Source organism: Actinoallomurus oryzae (assembly GCF_039541955.1).
Lineage (GTDB): Bacteria > Actinomycetota > Actinomycetes > Streptosporangiales > Streptosporangiaceae > Actinoallomurus > Actinoallomurus oryzae.
The window spans coordinates 23,653-36,491 of sequence record NZ_BAABHF010000062.1 but is presented as its reverse complement, the minus strand read 5'-3'; the positions used below and the strand labels follow the sequence as shown (position 1 = coordinate 36,491).

Annotated in this window: 13 protein-coding genes; 8 read left to right on the top strand and 5 right to left on the bottom strand. The window is 69.2% G+C overall.

The window, feature by feature from the left end:
• Positions 1–8: 8 nt before the first annotated feature.
• The gene (locus tag ABEA10_RS47215) at positions 9–1,916 is read right to left on the bottom strand and encodes a glycoside hydrolase family 31 protein (RefSeq protein WP_345475248.1); all 1,908 of its coding nucleotides are present in this window, start codon (positions 1,914–1,916) and stop codon (positions 9–11) included.
• A 967-nt stretch (positions 1,917–2,883) separates the two neighbouring features.
• Here ABEA10_RS47215 and ABEA10_RS47210 point away from each other — a divergent pair.
• Positions 2,884–3,090, top strand: a complete 207-nt coding sequence (locus ABEA10_RS47210) for an ATP-dependent DNA ligase (RefSeq protein ID WP_345475271.1) — start codon at positions 2,884–2,886, stop codon at positions 3,088–3,090.
• A 402-nt stretch (positions 3,091–3,492) separates the two neighbouring features.
• Here the strand turns inward: ABEA10_RS47210 and ABEA10_RS47200 are convergent, their stop codons facing one another.
• Positions 3,493–3,615 carry a hypothetical protein gene (locus tag ABEA10_RS47200; RefSeq protein WP_345475247.1) on the bottom strand — a complete coding sequence of 41 codons (123 nt, stop codon included), beginning with the start codon at positions 3,613–3,615 and terminating at the stop codon, positions 3,493–3,495.
• A gap of 252 nt (positions 3,616–3,867) precedes the next feature.
• Here ABEA10_RS47200 and ABEA10_RS47195 point away from each other — a divergent pair, with 252 nt between their 5' ends.
• Positions 3,868–4,377 carry an O-acetyl-ADP-ribose deacetylase gene (locus ABEA10_RS47195; protein ID WP_345475246.1) on the top strand — a complete coding sequence of 170 codons (510 nt, stop codon included), beginning with the start codon at positions 3,868–3,870 and terminating at the stop codon, positions 4,375–4,377.
• Positions 4,378–4,495: 118 nt separating this feature from the next.
• Here the strand turns inward: ABEA10_RS47195 and ABEA10_RS47190 are convergent, their stop codons facing one another.
• Together ABEA10_RS47190 and ABEA10_RS47185 are read right to left on the bottom strand one after the other, a co-directional pair.
• Positions 4,496–5,428: a class I SAM-dependent methyltransferase gene (locus ABEA10_RS47190; RefSeq protein WP_345475245.1), complete on the bottom strand. Its 933-nt coding sequence runs from the start codon at positions 5,426–5,428 to the stop codon at positions 4,496–4,498.
• 19 nt (positions 5,429–5,447) lie between these two features.
• Positions 5,448–6,209 (bottom strand): SDR family NAD(P)-dependent oxidoreductase, encoded by a 762-nt coding sequence (locus tag ABEA10_RS47185; RefSeq protein ID WP_345475244.1) that lies wholly within the window; start codon positions 6,207–6,209, stop codon positions 5,448–5,450.
• 102 nt (positions 6,210–6,311) lie between these two features.
• Between ABEA10_RS47185 and mshA the strand changes: the two genes are divergently transcribed.
• From mshA to ABEA10_RS47160, 5 genes are all read left to right on the top strand, one after another.
• Positions 6,312–7,574 (top strand): D-inositol-3-phosphate glycosyltransferase, encoded by a 1,263-nt coding sequence (gene mshA, locus ABEA10_RS47180; protein ID WP_425551058.1) that lies wholly within the window; start codon positions 6,312–6,314, stop codon positions 7,572–7,574.
• 137 nt (positions 7,575–7,711) lie between these two features.
• Positions 7,712–8,206, top strand: coding sequence for a type III secretion system chaperone family protein (locus ABEA10_RS47175; protein ID WP_345475243.1), 495 nt, complete (start codon positions 7,712–7,714; stop codon positions 8,204–8,206).
• Positions 8,207–8,297: 91 nt separating this feature from the next.
• A complete protein-coding gene (locus ABEA10_RS47170; protein WP_345475241.1) occupies positions 8,298–9,110 on the top strand; it encodes an SAM-dependent methyltransferase in 813 nt (270 codons plus the stop codon).
• A gap of 69 nt (positions 9,111–9,179) precedes the next feature.
• On the top strand, positions 9,180–9,926 hold the full coding sequence (locus ABEA10_RS47165) for a phosphoglyceromutase (RefSeq protein ID WP_345475240.1): 747 nt from the start codon (positions 9,180–9,182) through the stop codon (positions 9,924–9,926).
• Between the two features lie 223 nt (positions 9,927–10,149).
• Entirely contained in the window at positions 10,150–10,560 is a 411-nt protein-coding gene (locus tag ABEA10_RS47160) for a cupin domain-containing protein (RefSeq protein ID WP_345475239.1), read from the top strand.
• 265 nt (positions 10,561–10,825) lie between these two features.
• Here the strand turns inward: ABEA10_RS47160 and phoU are convergent, their stop codons facing one another.
• Positions 10,826–11,491 (bottom strand): phosphate signaling complex protein PhoU, encoded by a 666-nt coding sequence (gene phoU, locus ABEA10_RS47155; RefSeq protein ID WP_345475238.1) that lies wholly within the window; start codon positions 11,489–11,491, stop codon positions 10,826–10,828.
• A gap of 166 nt (positions 11,492–11,657) precedes the next feature.
• Between phoU and ABEA10_RS47150 the strand changes: the two genes are divergently transcribed.
• The gene (locus tag ABEA10_RS47150) at positions 11,658–12,839 is read left to right on the top strand and encodes a sensor histidine kinase (RefSeq protein WP_345475237.1); all 1,182 of its coding nucleotides are present in this window, start codon (positions 11,658–11,660) and stop codon (positions 12,837–12,839) included.

Here is a 12,839-nt window from a genome sequence, read left to right as displayed (position 1 = left end):
ATGAGTTCCTACTTCGCGCCGGTGTGAAGAGCCCGCATGAGCATCCCCGTGTCGGGGGTGCCGAGGCGTACGAACATCGGCACCTGGGCGAGGTTCGCCCCATAGGCTCGCAGGGTGGTGGGTCCATGTACCACGCGCTGGCGCGCCACGTCGTACCACTGTCCCGCCGGCACGTCGACGTCCCGCGTGGTCGTGTCGCTGTCGACCGGTGCGGCCAGCAACGAATCACCGAGCAGCCATTCGTTGCTGAGGGTGTAGCTGGCCTTGTCGTCAGGGAAGTCGAAGAAGATCGGCTTCATGATGGGCTCGCCGGTCTTCACGGCCCGCGGCACCTGCTTGAGGATGTAGGGGGTCAGGCGTTCGTGGAGCGTCATCGCCGCCCGGTACAGGTCGATCGTCTCCTTGTCATAGCGCGGGTTGGCCGGTGACGTGGAGGCGTACTCGAGCGGCATGAGGGCAGCGGCCTGGGCCCACCGGACCAGGACCTCCTTGGTCGGCGGATTCTCAGGTGCACCGGACGAGCCCCCGATCATGTCGGTCTCCACGAAGGGGTAGCCGACGGTGCTGAGGGAGAGGACCTGGGCGAGAGCCGCCTGGTAGGAGTGCCAGTCGGTGCCCTTGTCGTTGTCCCGCATCGCGAAGCCGTAGCGCTGGGTGCCGGTCCAGGCGGCCGTGAGCCCGAGTCCTTGCATGTCGAAGTCGTCGGCGAACTGGTGCGCGAGTTCGAGGTAATCACGGGTGGTGTACCCCGCGTCCGGCGCACACGAGGGGGCGTAGAACCGGGTGTCGAACTTGAAGCCGTCGACGCCGTACGTGGTCATGAGGTTGTGCATGATGCCGCTGAACCAGGCCCGGGCGTCCGGGTTGGCCAGGTCCACGATGCCCGCGCCCTGCTCTCCGTTCCACCACGGCACCAGGCACACATCGTCCGGGTTGGCCTTGGACTTGAAGAAGTAGCCGTGCTCCTTGGCGTAGTCGAAGTTCTTCGTTCCCTTGTTGATCCACAAAGTCATCCAAAGCCCCAGGTCGAAGCCGAGTTTGTGGACCTCGTCCGACATCGCCTTCGGAGTGGGGAATTTGGTGCTGTCGAAGGTGTAGTCCCCGTAATTGCTGTTCCACCCGTCGTCGATCTGGATGGCGTGACCCGGAATGTGGTTGTCCGCCAGCTGATGGACATAGGCGAGGAAGTTGTCCTCGGTGACGTTCGTGTTGAACTCGGCCCAGGTGTTCCAGGTCGGCGTGCGGAAATAGGCCTCGGGGTCATCAAGGTGCTGGGGAGTTCCGGCGATGGCGACGTAGTCGCCGTACACGGACCTTGGCGTGGACTCGACGAAGACCGTGCTGTTGTAGCTGTTCGTCCCGGTCACGGCGAAGCTGCCCAGCCCACTCTGACCATGGTTGATCTGCACGTTCATGTCGTTGTTGGTGTTGACCCAGAGTCCGGTCGAGCTGGACGTGTACCAGAACGGGTTGTTCCTGTCGTGCGAGGACGGCCCCATTCCTTCGTTGTCGACGTCGCCGGCGTTGAGCGGCCAGGGCTGATCTTCGATCGGGCCGCCCTGCGGGGTCGTGGTCAAGCCCTGCCCGTACCAGTAGCCCGCGGAGGACAGGACGTAGTTCTCCCCAACGGCATCGACCGATCCGGCACTGTCTCCCGTGACCGTCCAGGCGACCTGGTACTGGCCTGCCTTGGGGGTGAGGTTGTAGGTGACGTGGTAGCCCGGGTCGGTGGTCGCCAGCGAGAGGGTGAGCTTTCCCTGGGTCCACCTGGAGCCGGTGACCCGTGTCGCCGCATACGTCGAGCCCCCGGCCGTGAACGTGACCGGTGACGAGGATGCCGACGCGGACTGGGTGGTCGTCGCCAGGACCGTCCGCCCCCCGCGACTGGTAGTGATCCGGAAAGGGGCCTTGTTCACCGTGATCGTGTAGGCGGGGGAACCGTCCTGGGCCGGTTCCGTGATCGTGATGCTGGCGTCCGAGGCCTGTGTGACCCGGGGTGATTCTGGAGCGGCGGCCGCCGAACCCCCTGCGAGCAGGGAAGCGGGAATCAGGACGGTACTCAGTCCGGCGATCGTCACGGAAACCCGACGTCGTGCGATTGACACTGGTCACCAGCCTCTCGCGCAGAACGTGCACATGTATGCACGTTTACGATCGATTTCCCGGACTTTAGCTCGCGTTCGCGCAGGGGGCAATGCCCAAATGTGCACGAGCAGCGGTCGCATATCGAGGTGAGCAGTGCAGTGTCAGGCGACCATTCGGTGGGCGCGCTGGTAGGAATGCCGAGGTCGGCGCCGGTATCGCGGACGGTGAGGCCTTGCTTGGGGAGGGCCGCCGCGATGCGCTGGCGACGCTGCATGGCCTCGCGTTCCCTGCCCGGGTCTGCTCGCGGACTTGCCGGATCCCGGGAGTTCGGTCGCGTTCCCTGCCCGGGTCTGCTCGCGGACCTCCCGAATCTCGGCGAGTTCGGTAGCGATCAACTCGGGCAGTACCGGATGAGCTCCGATGTCGCTCCCGGCCTCGGGAGCCGGTCGACGTCAGCCCGCCAGCATTTGCAGGCAGCCACGTGGGCCGCAGGCAGCAGCGCTGCATCGGCGCGTTCCGCCGTGGTGACTCGATCCCCCGGCCGCCAGATCGGCTCGCTGAATACATGGACAGGATCGAGGCGGCCGCGCTCCACGACCAGTCAGCCGCGATGACTGCCCAGCTGAGACCCCGGCGGGATCTCGAGTAGGTCGCCGGTGCGGTTCAGCTGCCAGCTGCAGCGCTGGCACGGCGACATCGTCCGGGCCCTGGGCGCCGGATCAGCACCGGACGGTGAGGAACAGTGGGATCAGGCCAGGTCAGAGCTGCAGACCACGAATCGGCGTCCCTAGACTGCCGATGGGGTTTCTCATGGGAGAGCTACCGGGTCTGATCGCGCCGATGATGGCCGTGCTCCGGCATGGCCTGCCCGAGAACGACGATGCTTTCGGGTTCGAGCTGAAGTGGGACGGGGTCCGCAGCACAGCGTACGTAGCCGATGGCGCGGTGCGGTTGATGTCCCGTAACGCCAAGGACATGTCCGCAACGCTTGTTGCCCGGTGGTGAGCGCACGGTTCTCACTGCCGATCTGCTTGCGGTGCCGGCGCAGCACCTCGCTCAGGTAGGTCAGGGTCGAACGCGACAACGGCAGCGAAGAACGATAGAAAAGCATGCGGAACCTCTGGCCAGGACGTGCGGTTGTGGAAGATCACTCGTCCTACCAGGGGTTTCTTCACGTTCCGGGCCCGCCACACCGCACGCGATCATGCTGTGATCAGCGCGCCGCTCAACGCTGGTGGAAAAGGCTCAGTGGATCCGGCTCCTGTCTGAGGTTTACAGCGCCAGGACGCAGTTCTCGCGGGCGATGAGAAAACGCTAACGGGCGGGAGATCGTCTACCACAAGCCCTTATACCGCCGGAATATTCGGCCGCCTATGAGGTGCCACGGCGGCGCCCAAGACCTTTGCGCTAATTCATGAATTCGCCGTGCATGTCGGTGTCTCGTCCGGCATTGTCGTGGGACGCCTTCAGCATGATAAAGCTCTCGGCTGGAATGAAGGAAATAAGTGTCAAACTGCTGGCGATCGCCATTATCGCTACGCTATAGCTGCCGCGATTGCCGGCGATGGACGCTGCATGATCAGCCCGGCATGCACTCGCCTCCGGCCATGCGGCAGCTCACGAGTCAGTTGGTGAATGGAGGCGCTGGACGCGACGAGGCCGTCATGGCCGTCATGGCCGCCAGGACCGGCCAGGTCTGACGCAGTCAACGACAATCTCCAGCGAAAGCTCCAGGGCCAAACTCAATGCAAAAAGGCCAACTATCGTGAAAGGTCACAACGCATGCGCATCACGTTGGTCCTGGGGGACATCACGGAGCAGGACGCCGACGCGGTCGTCAACGCGGCGAACTCCTCGCTGCTCGGCGGCGGGGGAGTCGACGGGGCGATCCACCGCAGGGGCGGGCCGGAGATCCTGGAGGAGTGCCGGCGGCTGCGGGCCTCGAAGTACGGCAGGGGCCTGCCGACCGGGCAGGCGGTGGCCACGACCGCCGGGCGGCTGCCCGCCCGCTGGGTGATCCACACCGTCGGGCCGGTGTACGCCAAGTCGGAGGACCGGTCCGCGCTGCTCGCCTCCTGCTACCGCGAGTCGCTCCGGGTCGCCGCCGAGCTGGGCGCCCGCACCGTCGCCTTCCCGGCGGTCTCGGCGGGCATCTACGGCTGGCCGCTCGACGACGCGGCCCGCATCGCGGTCGGCACCGTACGCGAGACGGAGTCCCCGGTGGAGGAGGCCCGGTTCGTGCTGTTCAGCGAGGACGTGTACGCCGCGTTCGCCCGCGCGCTGAACCCCTGACGCGGAGGTCAGGGTTTCCACGGCTCCGGCCTCCGAACGGCGGCGTCCCGGCCGTCGGAGGCGCCCCGGCCCGGTGAGTGCCACCGCCGGTCAGTGATCGAAATCCGCTGACTCGTGGTCAGGGGCCGGTCGGCCGCGGAGCGACGGCGGACCAGGGCACGGTCACCTCGCCGAGCCGCCACCGCCCACGGCCGCCGAGCGGCGGGGCGGTGTGCACCGGGAGCTCGCGGGAGAGCAGCTCCACCGCCGCGATCCACCGCTGGCGGGGGCCGAACACCGACCGGGGCGCCGCCGTGGCCCACGCACGGTCGAACGCGGTCAGCAGCGCGTGCACCGGCTCTCCGGGCACGTTGCGGTGGATCAGCGTCTTGGGCAGCCGCTCGGTGAGTTCCGAGGGGCGGGACAGCGTCGCGAGGTGCGCGGCGAACGTGATCATCTGCGGTACGCCGGCGCGCGGGCGGAGCGCCGTCCGCCGTTCTCCCGGCCCGCGGCGCCGGGACGCTCCCCGGGCACCGGCGCCCTCCGCCGGGTCACGCGGCGCCGGAACCCCCGGCGCTCCACCGTCCGTGCCGTGCAGCGTCACCCACACCGCGCGGCGGCCGATCTCGTCGCAGGTGCCCTCCACGAGCACGCCGCCGGGCGCCAGGCCCCCGCAGAGCCGGTCCCAGGCGCGCCAGGCCTCCGCCTCCTCGTACTGCCGCAGCACGTTGAACGCACGGATCAGCGCCGCCGGCCGTCCGACCGGCAGCTCGAAGCCGCCGAGCCGGAACGACAGCCCCTCCCGTTCGTACGGCCGGGCCGCCGCGACGCGTTCCGGGTCGATCTCGACGCCGACGACCTCGACCCGTGGATGCACCGCGCGGAGCCGCCCGAACAGCTCGACGGTCGTGATCGGCGAGGCGCCGTACCCCAGGTCCACGACGAGCGGGCGCTCCTGGCGGCGCAGCCGCGGGCCGTGGACGCGGACGATCCAGCGGTCGACCCGCCGCAGCCGGTTCGGGGCCGTCTTGCCGCGTGTGATCGTCCCCTCGGGACGCCGTACCCCGGCCATGCGCCGCGCGTGGGGTCTCTCAGACCCGGTGGACCTTGTGCGGGGCGGCCTGGGCGCGCGGCTTGACGTCGATTCGGTCGATGTTGACGTGCGCGGGCCGGGTCACCGCCCAGGCGACGCAGTCGGCGACGTCGTCGGCGACCAGCGGCTCGGCCACGCCCTCGTACGTCTTGGCCGCCTTCTCCGCGTCGCCCTTGAAGCGGACCAGCGAGAACTCCTCGGTCGCCACCATGCCGGGCGCGATCTCGGTGACCCGCACCGGCTGGTCGTACAGCTCCAGCCGGAGCGTGTCGTTGACCGCCGCCGCGGCGTGCTTGGCCGCGGTGTAGCCGGCGCCGCCCTCGTACACCGCGTGCCCGGCGAGGGAGGTGATGTTGACGATGTGGCCGGCGCCGCTGTCGATCAGCTTCGGCAGCAGGGCCTTGGTGATCCGCATGAGGCCGAGGACGTTGGTGTCGTACATGCGCTGCCAGTCGTCGGCGTCGGCGGCCGAGACCGGGTCCAGGCCGAACGCCCCGCCCGCGTTGTTGACCAGCACGTGGCACCGGCGCACCGCCTCGGCGAGGGCGGCGACCGACTCCGCCGAGGTCACATCCAGCGCGTGGACCGCGGTGGGACGGCGCCCGGCCGGATCCGCGGAGTCGATCTCCACCTTGAGCTTTTCGAGGCGGTCGAGCCGCCGCGCGGCCAGTACGACGTCGAACCCCTCGGCGGCGAGCCTGCGCGCGGTCGCCGCGCCGATGCCGCTGCTCGCCCCGGTCACCACTGCTGTCTTACGCACGGGAGCCATCATCGCAGCCGTTTGCGGAGTGGCCGACCGGGGACACCCGGCGGGGGAATGTCGCATTGCGGTGGATAGGTTCTCTTATCGGAGGTGGTGTCCGTGTCATGTCTTGCCCGGGTGGCGACGATCAGTGTTCACACGTCGCCCCTGGACCAGCCGGGTACGGGGGACGCCGGGGGAATGAACGTCTACATCGTCGAGGTCGCCAGGCGCCTGGCGGAGCGCGGCATCGAGGTCGACCTGTTCACGCGGGCCACCTCGCGGGCGCTGCCGCCGGACGTCGAGCTGGCGCCCGGCGTGATGGTCCGGCACGTCACCGCCGGGCCGCTGGAGGAACTCGACAAGACCGAGCTGCCGCGCCAGATGTGCGCGTTCACCTCGGGCCTGCTGCGTACGGAGGCCGCCCACGAGCCCGGCCACTACGACCTGATCCATTCTCACTACTGGCTCTCCGGGCAGGCGGGCCACGCCGCGCGCATGCGCTGGGGCGTCCCGTTGGTCCACTCGATGCACACGCTCGCCAAGGTCAAGAACGCCGCGCTCGCCGAGGGGGACACGCCCGAGCCGCTCGGCCGGGTGCTGGGCGAGCAGCGGGTCGTCGACAGCGCCGACCGCCTGATCGCCAACACGGCCGACGAGGCGGACCAGCTCCGCACGCTGTACGACGCCGGCCCGCACCAGGTGCAGACCGTCCTGCCCGGTGTCGACCTGGAGACGTTCACGCCGGAGGACACCGAGGAGGCGCGCCACCGCCTCGGCGTGCCGCGGGACCGGGCGGTGCTGCTGTTCGTCGGCCGCATCCAGCCGCTGAAGGCCCCGGACGTGCTCGTCCGCGCCGCGGCGGCGATGGTGGAGCGCGACCCGCGGCTGCGCGAACGCCTGCTCGTCACCGTCGTGGGCGGCCCCAGCGGCTCGGGCCGTACGCGCCCCACGGAGCTGGTCGAACTCGCCACGCGCCTGGGCGTCGCCGACATCGTGCGCTTCGAACCGCCGTGCCCCCAGGCCGAGCTGGCCGACTGGTACCGCGCGGCCGACGTCACCGTCGTGCCGTCCCACAGTGAGTCCTTCGGGCTGGTCGCGGTCGAGTCGCAGGCGTGCGGCACGCCCGTGGTCGCGGCCGGCGTCGGCGGCCTGCGCACGGCCGTACGCGACGGCGAGTCCGGGGTGCTGGTGCGCGGACACGACCCGGTCGACTACGCCCGTGTGCTGGCCGACCTGCTGAGCGCCCCGCGGCGGCTGCGCCGGATGTCCCGCGCCGCCGTACGGCACAGCCGGGCGTTCGGCTGGCAGACGACGGTCGACCGGCTGCTGGAGGTCTACACGCAGGCCGTGGGGGAGCGGGCGATGGCCGCTTCGGCGTAGGTTCCGGTCGCGTCGGCGTCGGTCCGCGTCGTGGATGATGGTGGCTTTCGAGAGCGACCTGAGGAGTGATCATGAGCGAGCGAAGCGAGTGAATCGACGAGCGCGCACCTGGTCTCTCCTCCGACGAAGGAGGTCTCATGGCCGGCGCCGTGGATGCTTCACTCAAGGCGATCCTGGACGACCAGGGGCTGGAGTACGAACGGCCGCGTCCCGGTGCCTACCTGGTCAAGCTGCCCGGGCAGCACAAGCTCGCCACGATGACGTGGCTCGTCGCCGGCGAGCACAGCCTGCACGTCGAGGCGTTCTTCTGCCGCCAGCCGGACGAGAACCACGAGGAGTTCTACCGTTTCCTGCTCCGTAAGAACGGCGGGATGTACGGCGTGGCGTTCGCGCTGGACCAGATCGGTGACGTCTACCTCGTCGGCCGGCTTCCCCTGTCGGCGGTGACGCCCGAGGAGATCGACCGCATCCTCGGCTGCGTGCTCACCTACTCCGACGACAACTTCGACCGCGCGCTGGAGATCGGGTTCGCCGGCTCGATCCAGCGGGAGTGGGACTGGCGGGTCAAGCGCGGGGAGAGCCTCGCCAACCTCCAGGCGTTCGCCCGGATAATCCCAGGCGCAGCCGATTGAAACGCGTTTCACTTTTCTGTACGGTTCCGTTACTGATTGTGGCGAGTGGTGGTTAAGTTCTGTCCGTGAGCGAACGGACGGGGGGTACATCGTGGCGGACCAGGCCGGAGAACCACGCGAGGTCGACCTGAGCACCCCCAACGTCGCCCGGATGTACGACTACTACCTCGGCGGCAAGGACAACTTCGCCTCCGATCGGGAGGCCGCCGAGAAGGCCCTGGAGTTCGCCCCGCAGATCCGGCTCGCGGCCCAGCAGAACCGGGCGTTCATGGGCCGTGCCGTACGCCACCTGGCCGAGACCGGCACCCGGCAGTTCCTCGACATCGGCACCGGGCTGCCGACCCAGAACAACGTCCACGAGGTGGCCCAGAGCGTCGCTCCGGACGCCCGCGTGGTCTACGTCGACAATGACCCGGTCGTGCTCACCCACGGCCGCGCCATCCTCGGCGGGAACGAGAACGTCGACATCGTCCAGGCCGACCTGCGCCGCCCCGAGGACATCCTGGACGACCCCGAGGTGCGCAAGCGCCTCGACTTCGACCAGCCGATCGCGATCCTGCTGGTGGCGATCGTGCACTTCGTCCCCGACGCCGACGACCCCGACGCGATCGTGGCGCGCTTCCGCGACGCGCTGCCGCCGGGCGGCCACCTCGTGCTGAGCCATGTCTGCGGCGACGCGCTTCCCGCGTCGGTCCCCGGCGTCACCGAGGTCTACCGCCACTCCACGACCCCCATCCTGCCCCGTACCCCGGACCGGATCCGGGGCTTCTTCGGCGACCTCGAACTCCTCGAACCCGGCGTGGTCAACGTCGCCCAGTGGCGCCCGGACTCGGTGGAGACCCGCCGCATCGCCGAGAAGTACCGCCGTCCGTACTTCCTGGCCGGCGTCGCCCGCAAGGCCTGACCCTTCGCTGCGCCGATGGGCGACCCGCGTGCTCCGGCGGAGAAGACCGACCCAGTAGGCTCGCTGGCTATGGCGACATTGGTACTTCTCCGGCACGGAGAGAGCGTCTGGAACGCCGAGAACCTTTTCACCGGCTGGGTTGACGTCGACCTGTCCGAGAAGGGCGAAGAAGAGGCGGTCAACGGGGGCGACCTGCTGCTCGACGCCGACCTGAAGCTCGACGTCGTGCACACCTCGGTGCTCAAGCGCGCGATCCGTACGGCCAACATCGCGCTCGACGCGGCGGAGCAGCTGTGGATCCCGGTCCGGCGGTCCTGGCGGCTCAACGAACGGCACTACGGCGCGCTGCAGGGCAAGAACAAGAAGCAGACGCTTGAGGAGTTCGGCGAGGAGCAGTTCATGACCTGGCGCCGCTCCTACGACACGCCGCCTCCGCCGATCGCCGACGACGACCCGCTGTCCCAGGTCGACGACCCGCGCTACGCGCTCCTGCCGTCGGAGCTCATCCCGCGCACCGAGTGCCTCGCGGACGTGGTCGACCGGCTGCTGCCGTACTGGTACGACGCGATCGTCCCGGACCTCGCCTCGGGCAGGACCGTGCTGCTCGCGGCGCACGGCAACTCCATCCGTGCGCTGGTCAAGCACCTCGACGGCATCTCCGACGAGGACATCGCGGGCCTGAACATCCCGACCGGGATCCCGCTGCTGTACGACCTCGACGACGACTTCGAGCCGCGCAAGAAGGGCGGCGAGTACCTCGACCCGGCGGCCGCCGAGGCCTCCATCGAGGCGGTCAAGAACCAGGGTAAGAAGTAGTCCTGATCACGGAAGGGCCCTCTCACCCGCGTTTCCGCCGCGGGTGAGAGGGCCGTTCGTGTCTCCGGGCCCTCCGTAGGGCCGGTACGGCGTGCTCCCGTGCGGAGGCGGCGCCTCCGCCCTTACCCGGGCGGGCCTGCCGGGTGGGTCTGCCGCGCGGGGCTGTCACGAACGGGGAGTTCGTCTTGTCGTTACTTCGGACAATCCCTGTTTGGAGGAAGACATGAGCGCTGAGCACCCCCAACTGCCCCCAGGCGTTGAGGTGATCACGACCCTGCCGGAGGCGGCGGCCCGGATTCCGGCCGGATCCGAGGCCAGGACCGTCCGGGTCACCCTGCCGCCCGGTGACCCCGGCGCGCCGCCGCACCGTCACCCGGGGCCGCTCTTCGGCTACGTGACCCAGGGCGAGATCCTCTTCGAGCTGGAAGGGGAGCCGCCCAGGGTGCTCAAGGCCGGTGACGCCGTGTTCGAGCCTGGGGGAGACGTGATCCACATCCAGGGCGCCAACAACCTGCCGGACGCGCAGTCGCAGCTGGTGGTGACCATGTTCGCGCCGCCCGGCACCCCGGTCCTGACCGTGGTCAGCGCGGAGGAACTGGCCGAACGACGACACCTACGGGTCACCAGGCCATGATGACCGCCGGAACGCCGACGGGCGGCCGGCGGTAACGCCGATGACCACGCCTGGACGTCCTGCGACGCGGGCCGCCGAGGCCTCCGTCGAGGCGGTCAAGAACCAGGGCAAGAAGTGGTCCTGATCACGGAAAGGCCCTCTCGCCTGCTTCTTTGTCGCAGATGGGGGGCCGTTTCTGTTCTGTCTCTTCCTGGAGGGCTGGTGATCCGGCCGGGAAGACGAAAGAGGCCCCGGTGGTCGCCGGGGCCTCTCGCGTACGGGGGTGTCAGTCCGCGATGTCGCCGATGTCTTCGGGGTGCTGCCCGGTGACCAGGTAGACGACGTCCTCCGCGACGTGCACCGCGTGGTCGGCGAAGCGTTCGAAGTAGCGCCCGGCCAGGGAGATGTCCACGGCGGGCTCTACGCCGTGCTTCCATTTCGGCGACAGCATCGTGTCGAACAGCCGGCGGTGGAGGCGGTCCATCTGGTCGTCGTCGGCGTCCAGTTCCAGGCCCATCTGGACGTCCTGCGACGCGATCACGCTGCCGGCCTTGGCGATCATGCGCTCGGCGATCTGCCCCATCTCCAGGACGGTCGCGTGCAGCTCCGGCGGAATGGCCGACTCGGGGTGGCGCCGCCGCGCGGTCTTGGCCAGGTGCACGGCGAGGTCGCCCATCCGCTCCAGGTCACCGGCCATGCGCAGGGAGGTGATGAGGGCCCGCAGGTCGCTGGCGACCGGCTGCTGGCGGGCCATCAGGTCGAAGACGGTCTCCTCGATGTCCGTCTCGATCTTGTTGACGTGCTCATCGGCGCTGATCACTTCTTCGGCGAGGCGCAGGTCGGCGTCGAGCAGGGCGGTGCTGGCGCGGGCCATCGCCGACCGCACCAGCCGCGTCATCTCCACGAGCTTGTCGGAGAGACCGTCCAGCTCCTCGTGGTAAGCGTCTCGCATGTGATTCCTTACGGTTTTGGCGCTCAACAGGCAGTTCTATCCGCATAGCAGGATGGTCCTCCGCCGTGAACGACTGTGGAGGGGCAGGTTAACTTTGCGCGAACGTCCTTGCAGGTAGGCGCATGAGGGGTCAGACCTGGTCACCGCCCCGCCTACGATCCAAGATGTGGATGTGGAGGTTGTCGCGACTCTTGCCGGCGCCGCTGGCCTGGTGACCGGTCTGGTGACCGCCCTGGCCGTGCGCGTCAGCGAGCGTGCCCAGCGCCCCGTCGCCCCTCCCACGCCGTCCGGGGGCGTTCCCCCGGGCGTCGCCTCGGTGCTCAGCGTCCTGCGCTCGTCCGCGGTGGTAATCGACAGCCAGGACCGCGTCCTGCGGGCCAGCTCGGCCGCGCGTGCCTTCGGTCTCGTCAGCGGTGATCGGCTCGTCGTCGACGCCCTCCTGGCCATGGCCCGCCTCGTACGCCGCGACGGGGAGATCCGCGAGGAGGAGATCGAGGTCATCCACGGCCGGCGGGAGGGCCGCTGGTTCGCGGTCCGCGTCGCGCCGATGGGCACGACCGGCCTCGTCCTCGTGCTCGCGGAGGACCTCACCGAGCTGCGCCGTGTCGAGGCGATCCGCCGCGACTTCGTGGCCAACGTCAGCCACGAGCTCAAGACGCCGGTCGGCGCGCTCTCGCTCCTGTCGGAGACGATCGAGGACGCCGCCGACGACCCGGAGGCCGTGCGCCGCTTCGCCAAGCGCATGCAGCACGAGTCCGTACGCCTCACGAACGTCGTCCAGGACCTGATCACCCTGTCCCGCCTCCAGGGCGGCGAGCCGGTGGCCGAACCCAAGGTCGTGTTCCTCGACGACGTCGTGCACGAAGCCGTGGACCGCTGCCGGCTCAAGGCCGAGCCCAAGGACATCACCCTCGCCATCGGCGGCCGCGAGGGGCTCAAGGTGCACGGCGACGAAGAACTGCTCATCACCGCGGTGCGCAACTTCATCGACAACGCCGTCGCCTACAGCCCCGAGCACACGCGCGTGGTCGTCTGCACCCGGCTCGCCGACGAGCGGCACGCGGAGATCAGCGTGACCGACCAGGGCATCGGCATCCCGGAGGCGGACCTGCAGCGCATCTTCGAACGCTTCTACCGGGTCGACCCGGCGCGGTCCCGCCAGACCGGCGGCACCGGCCTCGGGCTCGCCATCGTCAAACACGCCGCGACCCGGCATCGAGGCGAGGTCAACGTCTGGAGCAAGGAAGGCTCCGGATCGACGTTCACCATCCGCCTGCCGTTGTTGACAACCTCCGCGATCGCGAAGGAAACCCCTGAGCCAGCCACCGTACGGGAGGCCCCCCAGTGA

Excerpts from the sequence above, each read along its gene's own strand:
- ABEA10_RS47200 (WP_345475247.1), bottom strand. The coding sequence starts at position 3,615 with ATGGCGATCGCCAGCAGTTTGACACTTATTTCCTTCATTCCAGCCGAG.
- ABEA10_RS47210 (WP_345475271.1), top strand. The coding sequence starts at position 2,884 with ATGGGGTTTCTCATGGGAGAGCTACCGGGTCTGATCGCGCCGATGATG.
- ABEA10_RS47190 (WP_345475245.1), bottom strand. The coding sequence starts at position 5,428 with ATGGCCGGGGTACGGCGTCCCGAGGGGACGATCACACGCGGCAAGACG.
- ABEA10_RS47175 (WP_345475243.1), top strand. The coding sequence starts at position 7,712 with ATGGCCGGCGCCGTGGATGCTTCACTCAAGGCGATCCTGGACGACCAG.
- ABEA10_RS47160 (WP_345475239.1), top strand. The coding sequence starts at position 10,150 with ATGAGCGCTGAGCACCCCCAACTGCCCCCAGGCGTTGAGGTGATCACG.
- phoU (WP_345475238.1), bottom strand. The coding sequence starts at position 11,491 with ATGCGAGACGCTTACCACGAGGAGCTGGACGGTCTCTCCGACAAGCTC.
- ABEA10_RS47195 (WP_345475246.1), top strand. The coding sequence starts at position 3,868 with ATGCGCATCACGTTGGTCCTGGGGGACATCACGGAGCAGGACGCCGAC.
- ABEA10_RS47165 (WP_345475240.1), top strand. The coding sequence starts at position 9,180 with ATGGCGACATTGGTACTTCTCCGGCACGGAGAGAGCGTCTGGAACGCC.